This window comes from Halostagnicola larsenii XH-48 (assembly GCF_000517625.1).
Lineage (GTDB): Archaea > Halobacteriota > Halobacteria > Halobacteriales > Natrialbaceae > Halostagnicola > Halostagnicola larsenii.
The window spans coordinates 279545-303016 of record NZ_CP007055.1; the positions used below are offsets into that span (position 1 = coordinate 279545).

Genomic DNA, 23472 nt, shown 5'->3' on the forward strand with positions numbered 1-23472 from the left:
TCCGTTCGCTCCTCCGTATAGTCGTCGCGAAAAGGTCCAGGTGCGAGAATTGAACCACGGTCGTTTCACTCTCTGATTCGATTCTCGATTGGCGTTTTCACTCCTCCGTATAGTCGTCGCGAAAAAGTCCAGGTGCGAGAATTGAACCCGCGTCTCAGCCTCCACAAGGCTGAAGGATAGTCCACTACCCCAACCCGGACACGCGTACTTCTATGTAATCGCGGAGTACCTGAAATACGTTACGCTCTCGAGGACGCCGTGTCACGGTGTGTCGGTCCGCTCGAGGAACCGCTTCCGAGCCGTTTTTGGCGCTCGCTCGCGTATCCTCGCCCAACGCGTGGCCATCACCGACAAAATCTACGTCAAAAATCACCGGCAGTTGAGCTCTCAGCTCGAGACGAACATCCCGAAAGGCGCGTTCAAGGGTGCGACGCTTGATCTGCTCTTTCAGGGAAAGGGTCTCGAGAAGTTAGACGAGGCCACCAGAGAACGAGTCCTCGATTTTGCGGGTGACTTTCTCGACTGCAACTGCGACAACAACCCCTACTGTGGCTGTCCGGAACGGAAGTTCATCCAATATCTCCTCGAGTTGCGCGCGCAGGGGCTGGGCCCGGACGCCATCGTCGACGTGATGAGCGACGACTACATGGTGTACGCTTACTCCGGCGACGTTCTTTCGTTTCTCGACAGCGGAATCCGAACGCTCGAGGCCGCAGAAGGGCTGGCTCGAGTCGACGGACACGGCGAGAAACGCGACGAGATTCGGCAGGTCAAGAACGATTTGGCCCGATAGTGCGAGATAACCGATAGCTCCGAGCCGACGGGATTACCGGAGCGGATACTGCTCGTCGTCCTCGTCGAGGTCGTCGAGCAACAACACTTCATCTTCTTCCCCTTCGAGTCGGCTCCGTAGCTCTGAGACGTACGATTTGTGCTCCTCGAGTTGCTCGCGGAGGTGTTCGGCTTCGAGCTCGAGGCGTTCGTGTTCGCGGACGAAACTCTTCGGCACCTCGACGGTCGGCGGATAGGTCGGCTCGTCGCCGTCGTCGCTCGTCCGGCTGGCGAGTTCGGACTCGGGAACGACCTCGACCTGTCCGTCGTGTTCGACCAGCAGGTCGACGTAATCGCGAAACACGGCGGACAACGAGATGTCGCGCTCCTCGGCGATATCCTGTAGCGCTTTGAACGCGTCCTCGTTCACCCGGAACGAGATCGTCTTGTTCTTGTTGCCCATTGGTACCGATACTGTCGTCGATTCACTTAACGATTTGTCAGACGTTCTCGATCTGCGTATCACGGAAATTCGAACAGTACGCTGCTTATCTGCGGCAATCTGTAAAAATATACGGTGGATGGACTACCGACTGTCGCTCAGGCCGGGGCCTCGAGATCCTCGAGGCTCTCTAAGGCCTGAATCACGTCGCGGCGGTAGTTCTCGACCGGCGAGTCGTACCGCTCGCGAGCCATCTGGGCGTACTCGTTGCCGGGTGCCGTCGATGCGCTTTCGGGGGCCTCCTGTTCGGCTTCCCACTCCTCGAAGGCCTCGATCCGCTCGATGGTGCGTTCGGCGGTTTCGACGACCCAGCGGTTGCGGGTCGCGTCGTCGACGATCGAAATCGATTCGGGTCGAACGGAGACGTTGACGCTCCCGTCTTCTGTCTCGTACGTTCGGGGCTTGCCGACGATAGCAACGTACGCCGGCGGCTCCGTATCTCGCAGGACCGCGGCGGCTTCGGGCTGGTACTGGCCGGCGTAGACGAAGAACGTCCCCGTCGGATCGACGACGCGGCCGCGCCAGTATTCGCTCTCGTCGCCGACGTCTTCGGTTTCGGTGAGCGTGCCGACGATGAACGCGCGGTTCGCGCGGTCGCCCGTCGGGAGCAACGCGTAGTTCGGCGCGCGCTCGTCGTCGCTTTCTTTGAACGTGTACGTCGAGTCGTTGAATTCGGAGGCGAAGACGCGACGTGCGACTTCGCGGGTGAGTTCTGCCTGAGACATGTTACATCGACCTCGCTTTGATCAGCAACTGTTCAGCATCGACCGGTCCGTCGAGTTCCTCGACGTCGTCCGCGAGGACGTATCGCCCGAAGGTCGGCCCCTCGATGCGGTAGTAGGTCCCGATGATCTTCTCGCGGATTTCGTCGGCGACGACCGTCGTATCGAGCGCGTCCATCGCCATCTCCTTGCCTTCCTCGAGACTGATGCCGGTCAGTGATTCGGTCGCCTCGGCGTCGAAGATGACCTCGTGGGCGTCGATTCCGTCGTCGACGACGCCCTTGATGCGGAGGTCGAACTCGCCTTCGACCTCGCCGTGTTCGTTACAGCGACCGTTCTGGAGGACGCGCGTGCAGTCCTCCTCCGGGCAGCGCTTGATGAGGCCGCTGCCGCTTTGCATGTCGACGAGCGCGCCTTCGATCTCCGAGGTGTCGTCGCCGACCTCGATGTCGTCTTCGAGTTCCTCGACGACGGTCGTGCTGTTGAGTTTGACCGAGTACCGACCCTGATACTCGTCGGTGACGACGTTTTTGAGTTCGTAGACGCCGCCTTCCTCGAGCGATGGAAGCTCGGATTTCGCCCACTTGGTGAACTTGATCGTCCCCGTCGGGTCACCGAGTAGACCCACCTGCGCGACGGAGTCGCTTCGGGGGTCCCAGAGTTCGATGACCTTCGCGGTGATGTCGACCCACTGCTCTTCTTCCTCGATATCTTCGACGTTAACGGCCTCGCTGCCGCCGCTTGCGATGTCCTCGCGCTCGAGGCCCGCCTCCTCGAGGTAATGGTTCGTGACGCTCCGACGGCCTTCGTCGACCGGTACTTTGTACTCGTCGACGAGGGTGGTCAGGCGCTCCTCGACGTCGTCGACCGTGATGTCGAGATGGTCTGAAAACTGGTCGTGTATGTCTTCGGCGTGTTGTCGTACGTCGCTCATGGTTTCTCGCCTCCTCCTGTGTATCAATGGGAGGCATACCGGTGTTCGTTCCCAATACTATTTAAACTGCCGCCACCGGAGCGAAAGTGATCAACTGCGGTTGTGCCGCGTCCAAGCGGTCTTTGAGAGGGACGCGAGACGGCAGTCAGGGCTGCTCGCGTTTCTGACTGGAAGTGCTAATTCGAGTCGAGGACGTCGATGTTTCGCCTTCGGTGCTCTCGATGGATCTCTCGCGTGCGGCGACGAACCTATGTGGCCGGCTCTCGAACTGTCATCGAAGCCATGCCAGACAGGCGTCGCCTCGAGCGGTTCGTTCGCGCGAAACTCCGGCGAGCGGGCGCACAGTACGAAGGGTTGCGTCGATCGACCGACGAGCAACTCGAGGAGGCTCGATCGGCCTACGAGGGGGCCAAACACGCGCGCACGCTGCCGACCGACGAGGCGGGCCGGGCGAAAATCGTCTGTCGGCGCTACGCCGAACAGCGGGCGGCGAAACTCGACGAGGAGTACCGCCCGGCGTGTTACGAGAACGGGCATCCGGACTGTGAGGGCTGTGTCGAGGACGTTCGATCGGGTCGGATCGAGACCTGGTGAGGGGACGCCGTTCGGCAGTCGTCGGCGGCGATGGGGGGAGGTCCCGAGGGCGATAGAGTCAGGATCCAACGACGATGGCCCAGATTGCCCCGATAAGTGCGAAAACGGTGAGGAGGATAACTACCGTGTAGGAGCCGGTCGACGCGACGATTGCGGTCCCGACCGGCGGGGCGACGAGCGAGAACGTTCCGATCGCGACGTTGAAGACGCCGATGATGGCGGTATCTTTCGTGCGGCTGTAGGTCTGCATCAGGACGGGAATATACAGCGTCGCGGACCCGCCGAGACCGATACCGAGACAGAAGACCGAAAGCGCAGTCGACGCCGAGTGAGACGGCACCAACAGCGCCCCGCCGATCGCTGCACTCCCGAGCGAGGCGATAAACGTCCGCCTGTAGCCCATGATGTCGGCGACGAATCCGCTCCCGAGTCTCGAGATGATGCTAAAGCCGCCGACGAACCCGAACGCGAGCGACGCGCCGGCCGCGGTCATTCCGCGAGCGGTAAACAGATCGATCGCGTAGGCCGCGAGCAACTGGTACCACGCAAAGGAGAGTCCGACCCCGACGAACAGCAGCCGGAACGTCCGGGTTCCGGCCAACTGGCGCAGCCACTTGAGGATCTCGCCGGACGAGGCTGTCGATCGCTCGGCCCATCCGGGGCGTCGACAGGTGACGCCGGCGGCGAAGAACGCGACTGTGGTGATCGACATGATGATGAGAAACCCCTCCCGCACGCCGCTATACTCGATGGCGTACTGCCACGCCGGGGGGAGGACGAACAGGCCGAGCCCGTTACCGGCGAAGATGAGCCCCGTCGCGGCGCCGCGATAGGACTCGAACCACCTGGGTATAATCGACGCGAGGACGACGAACATCGTCCCGAGCGCCAGGCCGAGTAACCCGAAGACGACGAGTAGCCCGGCGTATCCCCTGACGACGTACAACGACGGGGCGAGCAGTCCCGAAATCACAGCGCAGACGAGCAAGATGGTTCGGGACGGAACGCGAGCGCCGAAGACGCCGACGACGCCGGCACCGATGTAGAACGTAAAGAGCATGATCGCGAACACGGTCGAAAGCGCCACCGGTTCGACGCCGAACGCGTCGCTGAACGGCGTCATGAAGACGCCGTAGGAGAAGGCCGTCCCGAAGGTGAATATCATCGCCAGCGCGCCGCTGAAGGCTACGAGCCAGCTTCGGCGGCCATCGGGCGATTCCCCACTCGAGTGGCTCACACCCGAGTGTTGGCACTGGGCGGAGAAAGTGTTCTGATATCCCCCGATTATGGCCGCGTTCCGCGGTGGGGTGGAACGTTCGATGACGCTGAGGAATCATCCACGCTGGTTCGATTGGTTCGGCTGCTCTACTTCGATTCGTCAGTACAAACGACCCGGTCGACAACCGATCGAGTGCCGTCCTCGTCGTAGACATATCGTTCGTCCGGCGATTCGTCTTCGGTCTGGCGGTGGCTTCCATCGCAGAACGGGAACGACTCGGCGAGCCCGCACCGGCAGATGGCAACGTCGCCTTTTTCCTCGTCGAGGTCGTCCGCCTCGAGCTTTCGCGGGCCGTTCGCCTCGAGTTCCACGAGTCGTGACATGGTCCGTACTCGGTGCCAGATCACCGAAAGCCCAACGGTAGAAACACCGGCTCGCCAGTCCTCTCGGCGACCCGTTGTCAGTCGCCGATGACGACCGACCCTTTCGGATGTTGTCGTGAGACGTTCATCGGACAGGTATCCGGGGACTGAGACTCTTCGGCGGTGAGCATATACTGAGGCCACTCGCGGTCGCCTTCGACGCCCCAGTCGCCCAGATCGGCGTGGGGACAGACGCCGTCGTAGTCCTCGAGTCGAGCCTGAATGATCTCGCGCGCCCGCTGTCCGGCTTCGGTGTCTGCCGTGATGCCGTCGAACAACGCTCGGGGCTGGAACGTGATCTCGAGGCCGATCGGGCAGTATCGGCTCTTGTACGTGTCGTAGAAGGGCGCACGACAGGTGGGAAACATCGGCTCCCCGCCGAAACAGAACTCCCAGTACTCGCTGTCGGGCTCCGTCGGAATATCCGCGGGCCACGGCTCGGGGTCGTGTGCGTGAAGCACCTGCAAAACGTGCCAGAGTGCGTCGTGGTACTCGGCTTCGGACAGCGCCCGCTCGGGCGGGCGAAAGAACGTCACGAGCGAGGCCTGCTCGCTGTGGTTTTCGTACACGTCGATGTACTCGAGGAGGGTTTCGCCGAGCGAGAACAGCGCCTCGTTGTCGGTCATCGACGAAACGCAGGTGTACAGCGGTTGCCCCTTCTCGACGGATTCGACGCCGAAGTAACAGGGGAACGGGCTCCCGTTTCGCTCGCCGAGCAATCCGTCGGTAAAGCTCTCGAAGTGGTCGACGACCCACTCCGGGGCGGATCCCGACTCGACGCGCCGGGCGATCGTCTCCTGATCCATCAGGACCTCCACGCCGGACTCGTTCATACCGCGTTTCTACCGACCGGATTGTCATGTATTTTTCTCTTCCTGGAAGCGTTCTCCGTTTGTATTGCTCGAGTGTCACTAATAACTCGATTAATCTATGTGGTTGCTGTAGCTTAGCGGGGACTACTGGCTGTTCCGACAGATTCACTCGAGCGTATCAGCCGAACTCGAGGCGTGGACGCTGTCGCCGGTCACGGCTCGAGTGCGATTTCGCTTCCTTCTTCGATCGTTCCGCCCTCGAGGATTCGCGCTCGCAGCCCGCCGCGGTCGACCAGCGCCTCGCGAACTCCCTGGTTCTCGAGGTGCGCTTCGAGGTACGAACACGGCTCGCAGCGTTCGATGCCCCGGCAGAGGACGTCGTCAACGCGAAATTCCTCGCCGACGAGGTCGTTCAGGTCGACGTTCGCCGTCGTCACGTTTCGGCGATGTGCGCCCGGTTCTATCGAGATGTTCTCGTCCGCTTCGACAGCCTCGAGCGCCTCCAATTCGATGAGCGTGAGATCGCTGCCCTCGCGGTCGCTGAAGGTCCCCTCGTCGTCGAAGTACCGGTCGCCGATCAGGCCGGCGTCCGCGACCGCCTCGGCCCGTTCGCAGGGTTCGACCGGCGCTCCCTTTCGGCCGCGATGGCGATGGCGACGACGCGTCCGGAGGTCATCGAGGCGATGGTTTCGGTCGTGACCACGTAGTCCTCCCGATTCGAGTAAGAAGCGTTCCCGATTCACGCAGCACTTTTCGGCCAGTTACCTCGACCACCGAACCCGGGTTCGACATAACGGCTCACTCTCTTGGCGAGCCAGTCGGTGGCTCGCTGTCTCCTGTCACTTCGAGGCGATGATCCCGCCGATCGAACCGAAAACGAGCGGGAAGATCGCCCCCGCGAGCAAGATTGCGGTCGCCGTTTCCGGCTGTGCGCTTCCGAACGATCCGTTGACGGCGAAGACGAACGCACCCGTCGCCGCGAGGGGCAGGTAGCCGACGACGACGGTCGCGCCGGCTTTCACCCCGTCCTCGAGCGATGCGCCTGCGCCGAGTACGCGCCGCCCGACGAGATATCCCGCGACGACGAGCAGGAGGGCCGGAACGACGTGATAGAGGGCCTGCGGGATCCCCGTTTCGGCCTGTGCGAACATCGTTGTCGTCGTATCCAGCCCGATGACGTTCACCTCGAGGTCGACGAAGTGGCTGTTGAAGAACAACATCCCGGCCGCCTCGAACGCGTTCTCCGAGACGAGTTCGGCGATCCCGTCCGAGTTGAACTCGAGGTCGGCCTGCAGCAGCACCATCGACACGAGGTAGCTGACGACGAACGTGATTGCACCGTATATGCCACCCTGTACCACCGGCACGCTCTCGAGCGGTCCGTTCGTTCGAGTTGTCATACGGGGTGGATTCCGTTAGGTGGATATATGCTTGGTGGCCGATTGGAAAAACGGGTTTATCCCGGCATGCGATTCGACCACAGATTGGACTCCCCGATCTGAGGGTGGTACTGATTATTGTGCGACCGAGAAACTACCAGTATGGATGTCGACCCAGACGTTCTCAAAGCGTATATCGACCACTACCTACCGCGCGAAGTTGTCGGTCCCGTCGTCGTCGTCTTCTCGTTGGAAGGTGTCATTGACGGGATCTTCAACCTGTACGTCCCGGATGAGCACGCCACCCTCGGATGGGCAATCGTCTTCGTTTTCACCCTCGTTCTCGTCGCGTACTGGGGGACCGTCGACGAAGAAGCGGTCGAAGAGCTACACGACCGTATCGAGGAAATCGAAGAGCAAGAATCGAACGACACCTAGACCGTCTAACTGACCGGATATCGTATAGATAGAAAGCATAGGCCGGAATTTGAATCCGATGGCGAGACGGTCTCACTCGCGTTGCTCGCGGCAAGCCGCTCACATCGCGGTTCTCACTTCGTTCCGAACCGCGCACTGCTCGTGAGCATGCGACTCGCGTGTTTCAAATACCGGATGAACCTTTCACTCCTCACCGTCGTTCGTCGCAGAAAGAGCCTAGGCCGGAATTTGAATCCGGGCTCTCGTCCTTACCAAGGACGCGCTTTACCGCTAAGCTACCCAGGCACGCATGTGTTGGTTGACCCGAGTCGTCTTTATGCGTTTCGATTCCCCGCAAGGCGTGGGTACGGTTCACTCGAGCCGACAAAACGCGCTCAGTCGGAGATTACGAATCCGTAGCCGAGGTCGCTCGATCCGCCCTGTGGCCGTCCTCGGGGGTCGCTTCCGCGGGTTCTCGACTGTGTGTCGGGAACGCGTCTTCGGCGGGTGGGAGTACCGGATCCGCGGTGTCGGCGAGCTCCGTTGCGGTCTCGAGCAGCGCCGGCGTCGGCGTCGTTCCGACGGCCGACGCCCCGGCGAGCGTCGCGAGTTCGAGGACGTTCCGCTCGAGGTCGGTGTCGGTACTGTCGTTACCGTCGTCGGCCCGTCTGGTCTCGTTTCGACCGAACGCCTGGACGGTTCTGACGGCCTTGCCGGCGGCGTCGGTGCGCGCCAGCAGGTAGAATCCGCGGGCGACGAGGATGTCGGCGGCGAGTATCTCGAGGTCGCCGTCGATTTCGTCACTGCGTTCGGTCCACGGATCCTCGTGAGCGAGCGCTCGAGTCAGTCGAAGCCCTTCGTAGATCAACTGGACGCCGGCAGCGTGACGGTCGATCCCCTCGAGGTCGTTTTCCGGCTCGAGTTCGTGAGCGCTTTCGAGCGTGAAGACGCCGGGAAGCATCGACGCCTCTTCGAGTGTCTCTTCGATGAAATCGTACAACCGGGGTGGCTCGACGTCCGAGACTGCATCGCGGGCGGCACGCCGACAGTTGTCGGCCCTATCCATTAGCCGTGAGTTACGACGGGGCAGCCAAAGACCTTTGGAAACGGACGGCCGACTCGAGCCATGATCCGCTCCGAATCCGACGGACAGATCCGGCGGGTGACCTTCGACAGGCCGGCTGCGCGGAACGCGCTGACACTCGAGGCGCTCGAGGACCTCGAGTCGGCGATCGAGGCCGCCGAGGAACCGGTGATTTTCCTCGAGGGAACAGGCCCTGCCTTCTGTGCGGGTGCCGATCTCTCGGTCGTCGGCGACCTCGACCGCGAGCAAGCGATGACGTTCGCCCGCCGAGGCCAGCGCGTCGCCCGAACCATCGAGGACGCTCCCAGCGTCGTCGTCGCTGGAATCGACGGTCCAGCCAGAGGCGGCGGCCTCGAACTGGCGCTTGCCTGTGACGTCCGCGTCGGGACGCCCGCGGCGACGTTCGGCGAACCCGGTGTGACGTTCGGCCTGTTCGGTGCCTGGGGCGGAACCGTCCGACTCCCCCGCATTCTCGGCGAAGGCGACGCGCTCGAGTTCGTGCTCTCGGGTCGCGTGATCGACGCCGAGGAGGCCCGCCGAATCGGATTGATTTCCCGAATCGAAGCCGACCCGCGGACCGTTGCCGAGGAACTCGCGGCGAACGCGCCCGACGCGCTCGCTGTCCTCAAGCGCCGGATCCGGGACGACCGCGAGCGAGCGGCTCAGGAACGGGCCGAATCCGAGGCGTTCGGCGACCTGCTCGAGACCCACGCGGCGGACGTTCGTGCGCTGCTCGAGTAGCGGGGCGGCGTTCGGTGGCGAGAGGAAAGTACCGGAGCAGAGGGCGGTGAGAGAAAGCGCCTGGAGCCGAACGGATCGTGCAAACGGCGATCCGCTACTCGAGCGGTTCCGGTGCAGGCGGTGCGTTCCGCTTGTGCTCGCTGGCTTCGTACATCGACCGGACTCGTTCGATCGTCTCCTCGTCGATCTCGAGCAAACGGCTCGTCGCCGTCACCGAAAGCGGACCGTCGATGTGCGTTGCCAAAATCGAATCGAGCGTGTCGTAGCCGAAGCCGAGCTCCGATTCGTCGGTCTGGTCCGCCCAGAGCTCCGCAGTGGGCGTTTTCTCGACCAGACCCTCCGGCACGCCGAGGCTGCTCGCGACCTGTCGAACCTGTTGTTTGTAGAGGTTCCCGATCGGGTGGCAGTCGACGGCCCCGTCGCCGTACTTCGTGAAGTAGCCGACGGCGGCCTCGCTTCGGTTGCCGGTACCGAGCACGAGCCGATTCTCGTGGTTGGCAACGAGATAGTTCAGTACCGCTCGCGTCCGCGCCCGCGCGTTGCCGACGGCGAGGTGGTCGCCCTCGGCTTCGGGGTAGGCCGAAAGCAGCGCGTCGACGATCGGTTCGACCTCGATCACGTCGTAGGGAATGTCCAGATCCACAGCGACGCGCTCTGCGTCGCTCATGTTCTCCTCGCTGCTGACTCGAGCCGGGAGGACGAGTCCGTGGACGTTCTCCGCGCCGAGTTCCTCGACGGCGAGGTTCGCAACGGTCGTGCTGTCGATGCCGCCGGAGAGACCGAGGACGGCACCGTCTGCTCCAGCGGCGTCGACGGTGTCGCGGATGAACGCCTGTATGTGCTCGCGTCGTCGCGCCAGTTCCGACTCCGAAAAGCGAAGGTCGATCATGGGTCCGTCTATGGTGGGTATCGCCTAATAGGCTCCCCCGCCGGAAAAAAAGTGTATGAATGTCTGGTTTTCGAGTACGAGTTTGTTGCCTCCACTGTGAGAGCGCATCGACGTACGAATGCGATGATCTCCGGCCGATTTCGGCCGTCGAGATTTTCCATTGGATAGCGTCTATCGCAGACTGCGTGTCGACAGCGCCACGCGCTCGATCGGAACGGAAAGACCCAAGTTTAGACTGGCTCTAATTCTCGTATGGACGGCGACTCGAATCGACGCGAATTCGCGCGCGCCTCGTGGGCGAACGTCCTCGGCAACGCTGTGAAGATCGTCGTCGAGGGCGCTGCAGGGCTGGCGTTCGGCAGCGTCGCGTTGATCGCCGACGCCGCCCACTCGATCGCCGATTTAGTCGCAAGTATCGTCGTCCTCGTCTGGGGACGCACCGCGTTCGACGGACCGGACGACAGCCACCCGCACGGCCACGAGCGGATCGAGCCGTTGACGGCGGTTTTCGTCGGCGCGGTGATCGCGCTTCTGGGCTTGCTGTTGCTCTCCGAATCAGTTCAGGGGCTTCTCGAGCCCGATCCCCCGGAAGCGCGTTTGCTGTTGCTCGGCGCGCTCGCGTTCGCGATCGCCGATATGTATCTCGTCTACCGGTACACCGAATACGTCAACGCCGATATCGGGTCGACGGCGCTGTCGGCGCTGGCGGTGGACTGTCTCAACGATATCTACACCTCGATCGCCGCCCTCGTCGGCGTCATCGGCGTTTTCTTCGGCGCTCCGATACTCGATCCGCTCGCTGGCGCCCTCGTCAGCGTCTTCGTCATTTCTCAGGGTATCAGCATCGGCCGCGAAAACCTCGACTACCTCGTCGGCGCGGCGGCGACGCCGACACAGCGCGCACAGATTACGGACACTTTGCGCGCACATCCCGACGTCGAGGGCGTCCACGACCTGACCGTCTACTACGACGGCACCGTCCTCGAGGTCGAAGTCCACGTCGAGGTCGACGGCAACATGCCGTTTCGAGAGGCCCACGACATCGAGTCGGACCTCGTCGACGACCTGCGGGGCCTCGAGGACGTCGGCGACGCCCACGTCCACCTCGATCCGTCGGGGATCGGCGAGTGGAAGGACCAGCCGGATCGGTGGCACGCCAACGGAACGTAAACGGCGGCACAGAAAATACGGCTTACCGGTCGAACTCGAGGTCGTCGCTCTCGACGAGTTCGCCGAAGAGCCACTCGGCGTGTTCGAGCGCGTACTCTCGGTGATCCGCTTCGATCGCGCCGATGCAGTCTTCGACCATGATCGGCCGGAAGTCTCGAAGGCCCGCGCTGCCGCCCGTGTGAAGAACGCAGACGTTCGCGAGCGTTCCACAGAGCACCAGATCATCGATGCCGCGGGCGTCTAACCACCCCTCGAGTTCGGTCTGATAGAACGCATCGTAGGTGTGCTTTTCGACGACGTGATCGTCCGCTTCGACCGCGAGTTCGTCGACGAGTTCGGCGTCCCACGATCCCTCGAGAACGTGTTCGCCCCACTGCTCGAACTCGTCGTAGTAGTGGGCGTCCGCGAACTGCTCGGGCGGGTGCACGTCGCGCGTGTAGACGATCCGCGCCCCCGCCGTTCGAGCGCGCGATACCAGCTCGGTAATCGGTTCGATCACCGTCTCGCTCCCCGGTGCGTACAGCGATCCGTCGGGGTGACAGAAGCCGTTTTGCATGTCGACCACGACGACCGCGGTGCTCTCTGGCTCGAGGTCCATGCGCGTGTCTACGCGCACGATCGCAAAAGCGTTCGCGGTCGGAGTGCGTTCGTGATGTTCGAGCGCTCGCGGTGCGTAGTGCGCTCGTAGCCAAACGCGTTCGTGGTGCGGCGTTTGATGGAGGAGCGCCGCAGTTGTGCCATCTGTCGACCGGTGTCCGAAGTGTACCGTCTCCTTCTCGGCGGGACTGACCGTCGTTCTTTTCACACCCGCTTGCGAACTGACGTGTATCTCGCTGAAATGAACCGGACGCGACCGCGCGTTGTTGCTCTCGCAGTTCTCGCCTCGGCGATCGTACTGCTGGTGCTCGTCGCCGGTCCGGGACTGCCGCTCCTGTCGATCGCCGACGATCCGACGCAGGACCGGCCCGCCGATCCGTCGACCGAAGATACCGTGGGCTACGTCGACGGTTACTGGTACGACGATGAACTCTCGGTCGACCGGAGCGACGATGCGACCGTCTCCGAGGACGATCTCGAGGCCGTCGTTAGCCGATCGATGGCCCGCGTCGAGACCATTCGCGGCCTGACCTTCGAGGAAGACGTCTCGGTCGACGTGATCTCTCGGCAGGAGTATCGGACCCAAAACGACACGTCAATCGCGGATCCGACCGCCGACCAGCGCCTCCAGTCAAACCTTCGGCTCGAGGCGCTGTTCATGGCCGATCGCGAGACCAGCGCGATCGACGAACAACAATCGCTGTACGACGGCTCGGTTGCCGGCTATTACGATCCGGAAACCGACGAGATCGTCGTCGTCTCGGAGGACCCGGACGATCCGGCCCTGGACGAACTGACGCTCGGGCACGAACTCGTCCACGCGCTGCAGGATCAACACCACGATCTGACGAGTTACGAGCGCGAGACGCAAGATCAGGCCAACGCCAAGAACGGCCTGATCGAGGGGGACGCGGTCTGGGTCGAAAACCGGTACGAAACGCGCTGTAGCGAGGACTGGGCCTGTACCCTCCCGTCGACGAACTCGCAAGGGGACCAGCCCGAACCCAACTGGGGGCTCTACCTCACGATCTTCCAGCCCTACGACGACGGTCCCGACTACGTCGACGCGGTGCTCGGCGAGGGTGACTCGCGAGACTGGGACGCCCTCGACGGCGCCTACGACGACCCGCCGGCGAGCTCTTCCGAGGTGATCCGTCCCGGCGAGGACCGCGAACCGCGAGACGTCGACGTCGAGGACCGCTCGAGCGAGAACTGGACCCAACACGAGATCGACGGTGCGGTCGCGAACGATTCGCTCGGCGAGGCGACGATGGTGTCGATGTTCGCCGCCGACGGCCTCGCCGGCGAGGAGTCGGTCATCGAGGCCGACGAGTTGCTCCCCGACGGCCCCTACGGAACGATCGAGAACATCGACTACGACCACGAGGTGACTGACGGTTGGGCCGGCGACGAACTCGTCACCTACGTCGGCGAGAACGAGTCGATCGAGGAAAGCGGCTACGTCTGGGAGACCGAGTGGGAATCGACGACCGAAGCCGAGCAGTTCCTCGAGGGCTACCTCGAGTTGCTCTCCTTACACGGCGCGGAAGACGTCGACGGTCACCGGAACACCTTCGCGATCGAGGACGAAGACGGCTATCCCGGCGCGTACTACCTTGAGAACGACGGCGAGCGCGTGACTATCGTTCGCGGTCCCTCCGCCGGAGCGGTCTCGGAAATCGATGCCGGAAGCGCCCCCGAAGGCGACGATACGCTCGAGCTGGACGCGGACGCGCCGGATTCGGGAGCTGACGATGAATCCGGCCCGGACGACTCAAATGCGAACGACGGCGAGCCGATATCCGGATTCGGCCCCACCGTTGCCGTCGTCGCGTTGCTGGTCGCGACGCTCGCTGCCCGCCTGTCCCGATGATCGAGTGCGGAGAGGCACCCGTTACGCCCGATTGGGTTCGGCCCGCCCCGGGTCGCGGTGCCGACGCCGGCTGGCACCCGAAGACGGGTAGCTTTTTCGCCCTCCGTCGGAAAGCGAGGGTATGTCGAACCCGTTCGAGACAGTCACGTCGGAGGCGATTCTCGAGGGCACCGCGACCGACGCCTACTTCGATCGGACGCGGACGACCCTCGAGCACGCGGGGAAGAATCCTCACGTCGTCGCCGAAGTGACCGCAGATCAGTTTCCGACCGGCGAGTTTCAGGTACTCACCGGCATCGCCGACATCGCGACGCTGTTCGAAGGCCGCGCCGTCGATATCGACGCCTTGCCGGATGGCCAACTCTTCGACGGCGGCCCGGTCGTCCGAATCGAGGGCCCGTACCTCGAGTTCGCCGAACTCGAGACCGCCCTGCTCGGCTTTCTTTCCCAACCGAGTGGCTTCGCGACCGCGGCACTCGAGGCCAGACTCGCCGCACCCGACTCGACGCTGCTCTCGTTCGGTGCGCGCCACGTTCTCCCGACGACCGCGACGGCTGTCGAACGCGCCGCCATCCTCGCGGGATTCGACGGATTCTCGCACGTCGCCGCAGGTGAACTGCTCGAGCGCGAGGCCAGCGGGACGATGCCCCACGCGCTCATGTTCGCCTTCGGCGAAGGCAATCAGGCCGACGCCTGGCGGGCGTTCGACGAGGCGGTCCCCGAAGACGTGCCCCGAATCGCGCTCACGGATACCTTCTGGGACGAAAAGAGCGAAACGTTGCTCGCCGCGGAAACGCTCGGCGACCGCCTCGACGGCGTCCGCCTCGATACCACCGGGTCTCGACGCGGCGATTTCAGACACATCGTTCGGGAGATTCGGTGGGAACTCGACGCTCGAGGCTTCGAAGACGTCGATATCTTCTGTAGCGGCGGGATCGGCCCGACATCGATTCGAAATTTGCGCGATATCGCCGACGGGTTCGGTGTCGGCAGCCACATCACGAACAGGGATCCGCTCGATTTCAGCCTTGACATCGTCGAACTCGAGGATGAACCCGTCTCGAAGCGCGGGAAACTCTCCGGCGTGAAAGACGTCTACCGAACCGCAGACGGCGGCCACCACGTCGCGCTCGCGAACGGCGACGCACCCGAGGATGCACAATCGCTGTTCGAGCCGCTAGTTCGCGACGGCGAGATCGTTCGAGAGCAGGATCTCGAAAAAGCGAGCGACCGCTGTCTCGCGGACGCCGCGGCGGTCGGATTCGGCGAGTCTTCGAGCTAGCGCAGGTTTCTATCGTCGTCGTTCTCGACGGTCTTTGCGGTCGTTTTTCTGGTGGCTTTGTAGTTCCCACTCTCGCGGTTCGATGTGCCGTGAACGGACGAAGCCGCAGGCTCACCGACGAGTTTCCTCACGAAATCGAGTTACCGATTATACCTGCTCGACGCTGCCGTCGGCCTCGCGCTCGCGGAAGACCTGTCCTTCGAAGAGCGTGACGACGATATCGTCGTCCTGCCACGCCGTCGGGGGGAGCCGGGCTTTCCGACAGGCCCGGTCGAGGTACTCGCGCTCGCTCCAGTCGTTCTGGACGGGAACGGTCGGGTAGAGCCAGCCGCTTTTGCCGCCGCCGTCGACGGCGACGCCGTGGCTTCCGAGCTCGATATCCGCGAGCGGATCGTCGGTCAACAGTACGTTCTTGACGGTACACACCGAGACGGTGAGGTTGTCGAGTTCGGAGGGAGTCACCTCGGAGCCACACGAGTCGCCGCTTGCGGCCTCGATGGCCGCGTCGACGATGACGTGTCCGAGCTGATCGTCCGATCGGTAGCCGCCGGCACAGCCACGCAGACTGCCGCGGCCTCGAGTCGACTCGAGGCGGACGAACGCGCCCGTGCGCTCGTAGAACGCTTCGCGCATGCTGCCTGGATGTTCTCGTTGACCGTTACGTACGAAAGATTCGACGGCTTCTCGTGCGAGTTCGGCCGCACGCGCGCCGTCTTCGTAGGAAAGGTCGACGCCCTGTCGCTGGGACATACAACTGTACATGTATGTTGAGCCCCTAAAGCGCTTCCATTCGGGACTCCGGTGAGTATTGCCGACCGAGGGACTTATTCGACGCCTGCTCGTAGGTGTACTGGGAGAGAGAGCCTGGCCGCCGCGGCGGCCGACTCGGCGACGAATCGGCTGTCCAACGCGACCTATCCCTCGAGGATCGGTCGCGCCCGCGAGGAAAGTCCCCCCACCGTTCGGGCGGGTGACCGGATGCAAATCCGGAGCGGGAGACCGCTGGCTCTGGAACAGAAACGACACGTCTCGGCCCGACCGATGATGCGTGCGAACCCGACCGAGAGGAAGGGGAGCGAACCCGCAGAGGGTTAGACAGCTGTCAGATGCGATTCGAAATCGCGGGTCGCTCGATGCGACCGGCTGTCGACGGCCGAGGATCGATGGAACGGCGAATCCTCACCGGTGCAAGTTCGCGCCGCAGGTAGCCCGAACATACCGCGATAGCGGGCGGCGCGAGCGCTCAGCCGAATGCCGGGATGAACAGAAGGGGGCTTATTCCTCTCACCCAGTTTTGTTTGCTCGAGCGAAAGCGCTGGCTCGAACAGTAGTGTCGACGAAACAGTCGTATCACCGCATTCGAACGTGCTCGACGAGTTCGAACGGGCCGCTTTCGGCGGACTCGAGAGTCGTCGTCCGGTAAGAGAATCGAAAAGCGCCAAAGCCAGGACTCGAACCTGGGACAACCTCGTATCTGCGGCGAACAGGTGACCTGAATCGCCGTAACAGCGAGGTGCTCTACCAACTGAGCTACTTCGGCTCATCCTTACGTACCGGCGGGCATTTGATAGGGCTTTCGTTTTGCCTGCACCGAGTTCGACACCCTTTCACGGGGTGGTCGAGTACCCAGTCGTAATGACAGCTGAGGACGAAGACCGGGATGGAGCCGATCCCGATGCCCTCAAGTCCGGGTCCGGCTCGGCCGATCCGGCCACCGACTCGGGCCTCGATGCCGTTGTTTCGCGGGTTCGCGAGCGAGTCGTTCCCGACGACGAGGAACGAGAGGCACTGCGCGAAGCCGCCACGACGCTCATCGACAGGGCCGAACTCGCCGCCACGGAACGTTGTCCCGACGCGGACGTCCTACAGGTCGGCTCTACCGCGCGCGATACCTGGATCAGCGGCGACCGGGACATCGATATCTTCGTCCGGTTTCCGTCCGACCTCGATCGGGAGGCACTCGAGGAGTACGGACTCGAAGTCGGCCACGAAACGCTGCCCTCGGGCCACGAGGAGTTCGCCGAGCACCCCTACGTGAAGGGGACGTTCGACGGGTTCGACGTCGACGTCGTCCCCTGCTTTCGACTCGAGTCGGCGACCGACATCCGATCCGCGGTCGATCGGACGCCGTTTCACACCCAGTACCTGAACGATCGGCTCGACGACGAGATCACCGCCGACGTTCGGGTCACAAAGCAGTTCTGCAAGGGGATCGGTGTCTACGGGAGCGACCTCAGAACCCGCGGATTCAGCGGCTACCTCACCGAACTGCTCGTCTGCGAGTACGGCGGCTTTCGCCCGCTCCTCGAGGTCGCAAGCGACTGGACTCCGCCGGTTCGACTCGATCCGGAAGGCCACGGCGGCGGACTGGATTCATCCAGTGCTGACGGGAGCGATACCGCCGCCGTACAGTTCGACGACCCGCTCGTCGTGATCGACCCCACCGATCCCGAACGAAACGTCGCCGCGGTCTGCTCGGCCGAAAACGTCGCCCGGTTCCAACACTACGCCCGCGATGTCCTCGAGTCTCCACGCGAATCGCTGTTCGAACCCCGCGAACCCGCGCCGTTGGACGACGCCGCTCTCCGTGCTCACCTCGCGAACCGCGCTACGACGCCGGTCGCTGTCAGATTCGACGCGCCGGACCTCGTCGAAGATCAGCTTTATCCGCAGCTTCGAAAATCCCTGTCGGGAATAACGAGCAAGCTCGACGCTCGCGGGTTCGACGTGTTCCGGGCGACGACGTTCGCCGACGAAAGTGCCGTCGTCTTCGTCGAACTCGCCGTCACGGAACGACCGGCGCTCGAGCGCCACGACGGGCCGCCGGTCCACGTCCGAACGCACGCAGAAGGCTTCTTCGACGCCTACGTGGACGATCCGGACGCCTACGGTCCGTTCATCGACGGCGACCGCTACGTCACGGAACGCGAGCGCGAGTTCACCACGGCGACGGCGTTTCTCGAGAGCGAGCGACTGCTTGAGGCGGGTCTCGGCGCACACGTCGAGACGGCCCTCGAGGAGAACTACGACGTCCTCGTCGGCGACGAGATCGTCGAACTGCTCGCTGAGTTCGATCGAGAACTGGCTCGGTACTACGATCCTCGGCCCTGAAACGAGCGCTATCGAGACCAATGATCCGATCTCGAACACTTATCGGGTCGACCGGTAGAACTCGAGTCGTCAGTCGATCAGCCCGTGTGCCTCGCGCACGTCTTCGATCACCGACGCCGCGTCGTCGCTTACGTCTCCGTCCGGTTCGATCGGTTCTCGTCCGTCGAACGTCTCGTGGACGAGCGCGACGCTGTCGGCGAGCACCTCGAGGCCGTAGCCGCCCTCGAGAACGAACGCCAGCGCCGCGTCGGTTTCGTCGGCGATGGTTCGGAACCGATCGGTCATGAGCGCGTAGGCTTCCGTCGGCAGGCGAATCCGCGAAATCGGATCGTGACGGTGCGCATCGAAGCCGGCGCTGATGAGCAGGAGATCCGGATCGAACGACTCGAGGGCTTCGGTGAGCGGTCCATCGATCGCCGCCAGATACCCCAGTTCGTCCGTCCCGGCGGGCATCGGAACGTTCATTGTCGTTCCGTTCCCGTCACCGGTCCCGATCTCGTCGATCGCTCCAGTGCCGGGATAGAGTCCCTCCTCGTGTATCGACGCGAAGAAGACATCGCCGTCGTCGTAGAAGATGTCCTGCGTTCCGTTTCCGTGGTGGACGTCCCAGTCGACGATCGCCACGCGCTCGACGTCGTCGTTCGAATCGATCGCGTGCTGGGCGGCGACGGCGACGTTGTTGACGAAACAAAACCCCATCGCGTCGTCGACGACCGCGTGGTGGCCCGGCGGTCGTCCGATCGAAAACGGCGTACTTCGTCCGTCCTCTCCCTCGAGTGCGGTATCTGCGGCCCAACAAGCCGAACCGGCGCTCCGGCGGATCGCGTCCCAGCTCTCTTCGACGGCGGTCGTATCCGGGTCCCAGTTCCCGCCTCCCTCCGCACAGAATTCGTCGACGGACTCGATGTATTCCCGGTCGTGAACCGCGGCGATCGTGTCGATTGTCGCCGGATCCGGTTCGACGTATTCGACGCCGTGTTTTTTCTTTAGCCGCTCTCGAATCGCCCTGAGACGGTCGGGTGTCTCTGGGTGACGCGAACCAGGGTCGTGTGCGAGACACTCCTCGCTGTAGCCAAACTGCATCGTTTACTCGAACAGCGAGAAGTACGTCTCGATGTCGTCTTCGATGATCGTTCGTCGATCAGCGTGGTGGGCAAGGATCGCCGCTGCGCGCGCGACGTTGTCGGCATAATCCTCGAGAATGTCGGCGAGCGCGATCCGTGCGTCCATCGAGACGCGGTATTTGTCGTCGATCTCGATCCTCGCGATGCGGTCGACCGGCGCGACCGGTAGCTCGAGATCGTCCTTGTCGATCACCGTCTCAACCTCGAAATCGGATGCCATGAGTGTTTTTCGTCCATCCGCAATCGCCCGCTCGGCGGCGTCGATCGCGAGTTCGCTCCCGTGTTCTTGAATCCGCAGCGCGAGTTCCTCCGACGCGTCGGCGCTCACACGAAGATCACCCGCGTTCCGCCGGATGATCGTGTCAACCGGTGCGAACGGGAGTTCGACGTTCATGTTTTCATACCCGAAGTTAACTCCCTTAACGCTTTTCCTACCGGCGCGAGACGCTCTCGGCCGCTCAGAATACGTCGTTCGCCTCGAGACGGCCGTCACGGATCACACCTCGGGCAGTGACCTCTTCGCCGAGTCCGACATCAGCGCTGGTTTCGACGCTCATCGTCGTGTCGCCGTCGTCGAGGACGACCGGATTCCCCGCCTGAACGACGACGCCAGTAAACTCCGTTTCCGATCCGTCACTTGCCTCGTCGGTCGCCGACCCGTTGTCCGATAGGTCGTCGTCCGCTGATTCGCCGGTCGCGGCAGTGTCGCTCGGCGTCTCGTCCTCGTCCCCGCTCTTATCGTCGCTCTCGGCGAACGACGACAGGCCGGCCGATTCGGTGTCGGACGAATCGACCGATTCCGACCCACTCTCTTCGGAGTCGAGCACGGTGATTGTCGAGCGCCAGCCTGCAGAGGCCTCGAGGTCGTCCTGCCAGCCGTCCTGAATCTCGACGTCTGCGAGCGCGACCTCGTCGCCGGGGCCGATATCGAGATCGGCCTTATCGCCCCACATCGCGACTCGAATGTCGCCCGTCGCATCCTGTACGCGGATGTTCCGGACCTGTCCCTCGGAGCCGTCATCTCGATCGAAGGTTCGCTTTGGATCCGCGGATCTGACCACGCCCGCGATGTCGACCACCTGATCAATCTCGAGGTCTTCGATCGGCGTGCTTTCGGGGACGTACTCGACCTCCTCGTCGACCTCCTCGAGTGCCCCACGGTTCCCGACGTGGAGCTCGAGGGTGCCGTCGCGCTCCCGAACGTAGCCGTCGACGACCTCGACCGTCGCGTCTGCCTCGAGTTCGGTCGCGCGCTCGGCCTGTTCGTCCCAGAGCGTCACCCGGATGCGTCCGGTCTCGTCGCCCAGTGTGAGGTTCGAAACCTTCCCCTCCGAACCGTCGTCGCGGTCGAACGTTCGGACGGAATCGGTGTCGAGAACCTTCCCGACGAGGTTGACGTTCGAAATGCCGAGCGAGAGGCTTTCGACGGTGTGTACGTCCGAGACCTGCACGTCGATTTCGGTGTCGTCGTCCGGCTCGAGGTCGTCGACGCTCACTTCGACGCCGCTGAATCCTTCTTTCGGTCGACCTTTGATCCGCAGCACCTGCCCTTCCTCGAGTTGCTCGATCGCGGCCTCGGCGTGGTCGTCCCACAGCGAGGCTCTGACGGCCCCGGTCTCGTCGGCGACTTCGACGTTGACGACGCGGCCGTCCTCGTCTTCGCCGTCGCGTTCGAACGTTCGCAGTTCGCCGATGCTCGTCACTTTCGCGACGAACTTCGCTTCCTCCATGCCGGGCTCGATGTCAGCGACGCCGCCGACCTCGCTTTCGCCGACTTCGTGAGCGATGAGCATCGCCGCCGTCTCCTCGTCCGCGAGCCCACCCATCTGCTCGACCTTCTCCTCGACGGCCTCGCGAAACTCCTCGAGCGAGACGTCCGCCTCGAGGTCTTCGTAAACCCCCTCGATGTCGCTCATTCTACTCCGAACCATGCGTAGCCCGCGCATAAGCGTTGTCCATTCGCCCGCTCGACGGCGGAGACGGATCGTCGCGAACGGTGGATTCCGTGACGGCCCGAGAGCTTGTTCCGGGGTTCGATCCTGTGTTCATAGCCGTTTCTCGTTCGTATTGGTATAAAAACTCGAGCGTCGCCTCGATCGCTCGTTGCTGGTCGATCGGTACTGGTATCGAGTTACACGGTCTCGAGGCGCTCGCTTCCAGCGCTTCCTTTCGAAAGGGCTTTACCTTGCACGGGGATACGTTGAGTTGAGTCCTGGTAGGGTAGTGGACTATCCTCTTGGCTTGCGGAGCCAGGGACCGGAGTTCAAATCTCCGTCAGGACGCTCACTTATCGCGAGGGCTTCGCATTGCTCAGCCCTCGCTCTGGTTCGGTCCTGACGTGCCTTACACTCACTTCGTTCGTGTAAGACTCCGTCAGGACGTTTCTGTCGACACCAATCCGCGAGCGAAGCAAGCGGCTAGTGTCGACGAAACTCTCCGAGATTTGAGCAGACAAGTCGCAGCCCGGGAAGCGAACGAGTCGGCTGGGGGGGACGAGGAACTGTGGCCGGAACTGAAAGGGGTCGGCGGGCTCGAGGAGGTAGGCGACGGTGAGTCGAACGGAGTGAGGCGCGCGGCGCCCCTCCCGATTCGAGCGCGCTGGGGGCTTCGGGGCCGACAGGTAATCTCGTTCTATCCGAAATCCACCACCGAGGACGTTTGATAGCTGTCAAAACCCGCGTAACGCATCCGCCGTAAGACGCCGTCAGGATTCCACCGATACCAGTCGAGTCCACCGGGATACCAGCTTTTATTCGATCCCACAACGGGGCTACCGACATGGGAACAGGCATCGCTCAGGAAGTCACGGCCGGCGACTGTACGGACCTTTATTGCGTTGATACTGGCATGTTCGGCACCGACGAGTACGGCGCGGTCTACCTACTCGAGAGCGAGCGTCCCGCGATCGTCGAAACGGGCGTCGGGACGAACTACGAGCGGATCCTCGAGGCGATGGACGAGGTCGGAATCGCTCGCGAGGACCTCGAGGTGATCGCGGTCACGCACATCCACCTCGATCACGCCGGTGGTGCGGGGCTGCTCGCGGCGGCGTGTCCGAACGCGGACGTCTACGTGCCGTCGATCGGCGCGAGCCACCTCGTCGACCCATCGCGGCTGGTCGAAGGCACGAAACAGGCGGTCGGCGACCGGTGGGAGTTCTACGCCGACCCGGAACCGATCCCGGAGGACCGCATCGTCGAACTCGAGGACGGTGACGAGATAGATTTGGGTAATCACGAACTGCGCGTCCACGCGGCACCCGGGCACGCGCCCCATCAGGTCGTCTTCGAAGACCCCGCAAACGACGCGGTGTTCACCGGTGACGCGGCGGGGATCTGGGTGCCCGAACTCGCGGAGATCCGCGAGACCTCGCCGCCGTCGAACTTCGACCTCGAGCAGTGTCTCGAGGACGTCGAGACGCTGCAGGCGATCGATCCGGACGTCCTGCTGTACACCCACTTCGGGCCGCGAGCGGTCGGCGACGACGCGACGGCCGCGCTCGAGACGTACGCGACGGTTCTGCGCGAGTGGGTCGACGAGGTCGAGGACAAACGCAACGAACTCGGGGACGACGAGGCGGTCGTCGAGCACTTCGGGGACAACGCGACGTCGGTCGGGGCCTGGGGCGAGCGGGCGGCTCGAGCCGAGGCGCGGATGAACACCCGCGGCGCACTCGGATACCTCGATCACCGGGAGTGACCCACCGGTCGAACGCCGGCTTTTCGGGTTCGTTTCGGTAACCCGTACGAAACCCGAAACGAATAAACCTCGAAACATGTGTGACTCGTTTCAACATGTTTTATCGCTCGGGACCGTCTGTCACACACGT

Annotated in this window: 25 protein-coding genes, 4 tRNA genes and 1 other RNA gene; 12 read left to right on the forward strand and 18 right to left on the reverse strand. The window is 63.1% G+C overall.

Going from position 1 to position 23472, the window contains the following annotated elements; translation table 11 throughout:
• Window positions 1-126: 126 nt before the first annotated feature.
• A tRNA-His gene (locus tag HALLA_RS01350) sits at window positions 127-199 on the reverse strand.
• A 138-nt stretch (window positions 200-337) separates the two neighbouring features.
• Here HALLA_RS01350 and HALLA_RS01355 point away from each other — a divergent pair.
• Complete coding sequence (locus HALLA_RS01355; RefSeq protein ID WP_049953961.1) at window positions 338-793, forward strand: DUF5814 domain-containing protein; 456 nt, start codon at window positions 338-340, stop codon at window positions 791-793.
• Between the two features lie 33 nt (window positions 794-826).
• Here the strand turns inward: HALLA_RS01355 and HALLA_RS01360 are convergent, their stop codons facing one another.
• From HALLA_RS01360 to HALLA_RS01370, 3 genes are all read right to left on the reverse strand, one after another.
• Window positions 827-1234, reverse strand: a complete 408-nt coding sequence (locus HALLA_RS01360; protein WP_049951705.1) for a CopG family transcriptional regulator — start codon at window positions 1232-1234, stop codon at window positions 827-829.
• A gap of 137 nt (window positions 1235-1371) precedes the next feature.
• Window positions 1372-1998 (reverse strand): RPA family protein, encoded by a 627-nt coding sequence (locus HALLA_RS01365; protein ID WP_049951706.1) that lies wholly within the window; start codon window positions 1996-1998, stop codon window positions 1372-1374.
• Between the two features lies 1 nt (window position 1999).
• Window positions 2000-2929 carry a replication factor A gene (locus HALLA_RS01370; protein WP_049951707.1) on the reverse strand — a complete coding sequence of 310 codons (930 nt, stop codon included), beginning with the start codon at window positions 2927-2929 and terminating at the stop codon, window positions 2000-2002.
• A gap of 282 nt (window positions 2930-3211) precedes the next feature.
• On the opposite strand from HALLA_RS01370, the gene HALLA_RS01375 reads away from it, so the two are divergent.
• Entirely contained in the window at window positions 3212-3523 is a 312-nt protein-coding gene (locus HALLA_RS01375; protein ID WP_049951708.1) for a DUF7091 family protein, read from the forward strand.
• Between the two features lie 58 nt (window positions 3524-3581).
• On the opposite strand, the gene HALLA_RS01380 is transcribed toward HALLA_RS01375, so the two are convergent.
• The 5 genes from HALLA_RS01380 to HALLA_RS01400 form a co-directional block, all read right to left on the reverse strand.
• A complete protein-coding gene (locus HALLA_RS01380) occupies window positions 3582-4760 on the reverse strand; it encodes an MFS transporter (RefSeq protein WP_049951709.1) in 1179 nt (392 codons plus the stop codon).
• Window positions 4761-4888: 128 nt separating this feature from the next.
• Window positions 4889-5125 carry a CDGSH iron-sulfur domain-containing protein gene (locus HALLA_RS01385; protein WP_049951710.1) on the reverse strand — a complete coding sequence of 79 codons (237 nt, stop codon included), beginning with the start codon at window positions 5123-5125 and terminating at the stop codon, window positions 4889-4891.
• Between the two features lie 77 nt (window positions 5126-5202).
• Window positions 5203-5997: a YqcI/YcgG family protein gene (locus HALLA_RS01390; protein ID WP_049951711.1), complete on the reverse strand. Its 795-nt coding sequence runs from the start codon at window positions 5995-5997 to the stop codon at window positions 5203-5205.
• Window positions 5998-6188: 191 nt separating this feature from the next.
• Window positions 6189-6719: an MOSC domain-containing protein gene (locus tag HALLA_RS01395; protein ID WP_242406181.1), complete on the reverse strand. Its 531-nt coding sequence runs from the start codon at window positions 6717-6719 to the stop codon at window positions 6189-6191.
• Between the two features lie 96 nt (window positions 6720-6815).
• Window positions 6816-7376, reverse strand: coding sequence for a hypothetical protein (locus HALLA_RS01400; protein WP_049951712.1), 561 nt, complete (start codon window positions 7374-7376; stop codon window positions 6816-6818).
• A 141-nt stretch (window positions 7377-7517) separates the two neighbouring features.
• On the opposite strand from HALLA_RS01400, the gene HALLA_RS01405 reads away from it, so the two are divergent.
• Window positions 7518-7793 (forward strand): hypothetical protein, encoded by a 276-nt coding sequence (locus tag HALLA_RS01405; protein WP_049951713.1) that lies wholly within the window; start codon window positions 7518-7520, stop codon window positions 7791-7793.
• A gap of 213 nt (window positions 7794-8006) precedes the next feature.
• Here the strand turns inward: HALLA_RS01405 and HALLA_RS01410 are convergent.
• Together HALLA_RS01410 and HALLA_RS01415 are read right to left on the reverse strand one after the other, a co-directional pair.
• Window positions 8007-8078, reverse strand: a tRNA-Thr gene (locus HALLA_RS01410).
• Window positions 8079-8178: 100 nt separating this feature from the next.
• Window positions 8179-8838 carry a DUF7114 family protein gene (locus HALLA_RS01415; protein WP_049951714.1) on the reverse strand — a complete coding sequence of 220 codons (660 nt, stop codon included), beginning with the start codon at window positions 8836-8838 and terminating at the stop codon, window positions 8179-8181.
• 60 nt (window positions 8839-8898) lie between these two features.
• Here HALLA_RS01415 and HALLA_RS01420 point away from each other — a divergent pair, with 60 nt between their 5' ends.
• Window positions 8899-9597: an enoyl-CoA hydratase/isomerase family protein gene (locus tag HALLA_RS01420; protein ID WP_049951715.1), complete on the forward strand. Its 699-nt coding sequence runs from the start codon at window positions 8899-8901 to the stop codon at window positions 9595-9597.
• Window positions 9598-9691: 94 nt separating this feature from the next.
• On the opposite strand, the gene HALLA_RS01425 is transcribed toward HALLA_RS01420, so the two are convergent.
• Window positions 9692-10486 (reverse strand): NAD+ synthase, encoded by a 795-nt coding sequence (locus HALLA_RS01425; protein WP_049951716.1) that lies wholly within the window; start codon window positions 10484-10486, stop codon window positions 9692-9694.
• A 252-nt stretch (window positions 10487-10738) separates the two neighbouring features.
• Here HALLA_RS01425 and HALLA_RS01430 point away from each other — a divergent pair, with 252 nt between their 5' ends.
• Window positions 10739-11656 (forward strand): cation diffusion facilitator family transporter, encoded by a 918-nt coding sequence (locus HALLA_RS01430; RefSeq protein WP_049951717.1) that lies wholly within the window; start codon window positions 10739-10741, stop codon window positions 11654-11656.
• A 22-nt stretch (window positions 11657-11678) separates the two neighbouring features.
• Here the strand turns inward: HALLA_RS01430 and HALLA_RS01435 are convergent, their stop codons facing one another.
• On the reverse strand, window positions 11679-12254 hold the full coding sequence (locus tag HALLA_RS01435; RefSeq protein ID WP_049953962.1) for a cysteine hydrolase family protein: 576 nt from the start codon (window positions 12252-12254) through the stop codon (window positions 11679-11681).
• Between the two features lie 240 nt (window positions 12255-12494).
• On the opposite strand from HALLA_RS01435, the gene HALLA_RS01440 reads away from it, so the two are divergent.
• Window positions 12495-14126, forward strand: a complete 1632-nt coding sequence (locus HALLA_RS01440; RefSeq protein ID WP_049951718.1) for an Hvo_1808 family surface protein — start codon at window positions 12495-12497, stop codon at window positions 14124-14126.
• Between the two features lie 121 nt (window positions 14127-14247).
• Window positions 14248-15408: a nicotinate phosphoribosyltransferase gene (locus tag HALLA_RS01445; protein ID WP_049951719.1), complete on the forward strand. Its 1161-nt coding sequence runs from the start codon at window positions 14248-14250 to the stop codon at window positions 15406-15408.
• A 147-nt stretch (window positions 15409-15555) separates the two neighbouring features.
• Here HALLA_RS01445 and HALLA_RS01450 read toward each other — a convergent pair whose 3' ends face one another.
• A complete protein-coding gene (locus HALLA_RS01450) occupies window positions 15556-16158 on the reverse strand; it encodes a TIGR00296 family protein (RefSeq protein WP_049951720.1) in 603 nt (200 codons plus the stop codon).
• A 102-nt stretch (window positions 16159-16260) separates the two neighbouring features.
• Between HALLA_RS01450 and rnpB the strand changes: the two genes are divergently transcribed.
• Window positions 16261-16698: RNase P RNA component (gene rnpB, locus HALLA_RS14070), an RNA gene on the forward strand.
• Window positions 16699-16844: 146 nt separating this feature from the next.
• On the opposite strand, the gene HALLA_RS01455 is transcribed toward rnpB, so the two are convergent.
• Window positions 16845-16948: transfer RNA gene (locus HALLA_RS01455), tRNA-Asn, on the reverse strand.
• 95 nt (window positions 16949-17043) lie between these two features.
• On the opposite strand from HALLA_RS01455, the gene cca reads away from it, so the two are divergent.
• Window positions 17044-18519, forward strand: coding sequence for a CCA tRNA nucleotidyltransferase (gene cca, locus HALLA_RS01460; RefSeq protein ID WP_049953963.1), 1476 nt, complete (start codon window positions 17044-17046; stop codon window positions 18517-18519).
• Between the two features lie 69 nt (window positions 18520-18588).
• On the opposite strand, the gene HALLA_RS01465 is transcribed toward cca, so the two are convergent.
• The 3 genes from HALLA_RS01465 to HALLA_RS01475 form a co-directional block, all read right to left on the reverse strand.
• Window positions 18589-19602 (reverse strand): histone deacetylase family protein, encoded by a 1014-nt coding sequence (locus tag HALLA_RS01465; protein WP_049951721.1) that lies wholly within the window; start codon window positions 19600-19602, stop codon window positions 18589-18591.
• A 3-nt stretch (window positions 19603-19605) separates the two neighbouring features.
• Complete coding sequence (locus HALLA_RS01470; RefSeq protein WP_049951722.1) at window positions 19606-20037, reverse strand: histone; 432 nt, start codon at window positions 20035-20037, stop codon at window positions 19606-19608.
• A gap of 64 nt (window positions 20038-20101) precedes the next feature.
• A complete protein-coding gene (locus tag HALLA_RS01475) occupies window positions 20102-21559 on the reverse strand; it encodes a single-stranded DNA binding protein (protein ID WP_049951723.1) in 1458 nt (485 codons plus the stop codon).
• Window positions 21560-21852: 293 nt separating this feature from the next.
• On the opposite strand from HALLA_RS01475, the gene HALLA_RS01480 reads away from it, so the two are divergent.
• From HALLA_RS01480 to HALLA_RS01490, 3 genes are all read left to right on the forward strand, one after another.
• Window positions 21853-21925, forward strand: a tRNA-Arg gene (locus HALLA_RS01480).
• A 161-nt stretch (window positions 21926-22086) separates the two neighbouring features.
• Window positions 22087-22305, forward strand: coding sequence for a hypothetical protein (locus HALLA_RS01485; protein WP_049951724.1), 219 nt, complete (start codon window positions 22087-22089; stop codon window positions 22303-22305).
• Window positions 22306-22421: 116 nt separating this feature from the next.
• The gene (locus HALLA_RS01490; protein WP_049951725.1) at window positions 22422-23342 is read left to right on the forward strand and encodes an MBL fold metallo-hydrolase; all 921 of its coding nucleotides are present in this window, start codon (window positions 22422-22424) and stop codon (window positions 23340-23342) included.
• The last annotated feature ends 130 nt before the right edge of the window (window positions 23343-23472 follow it).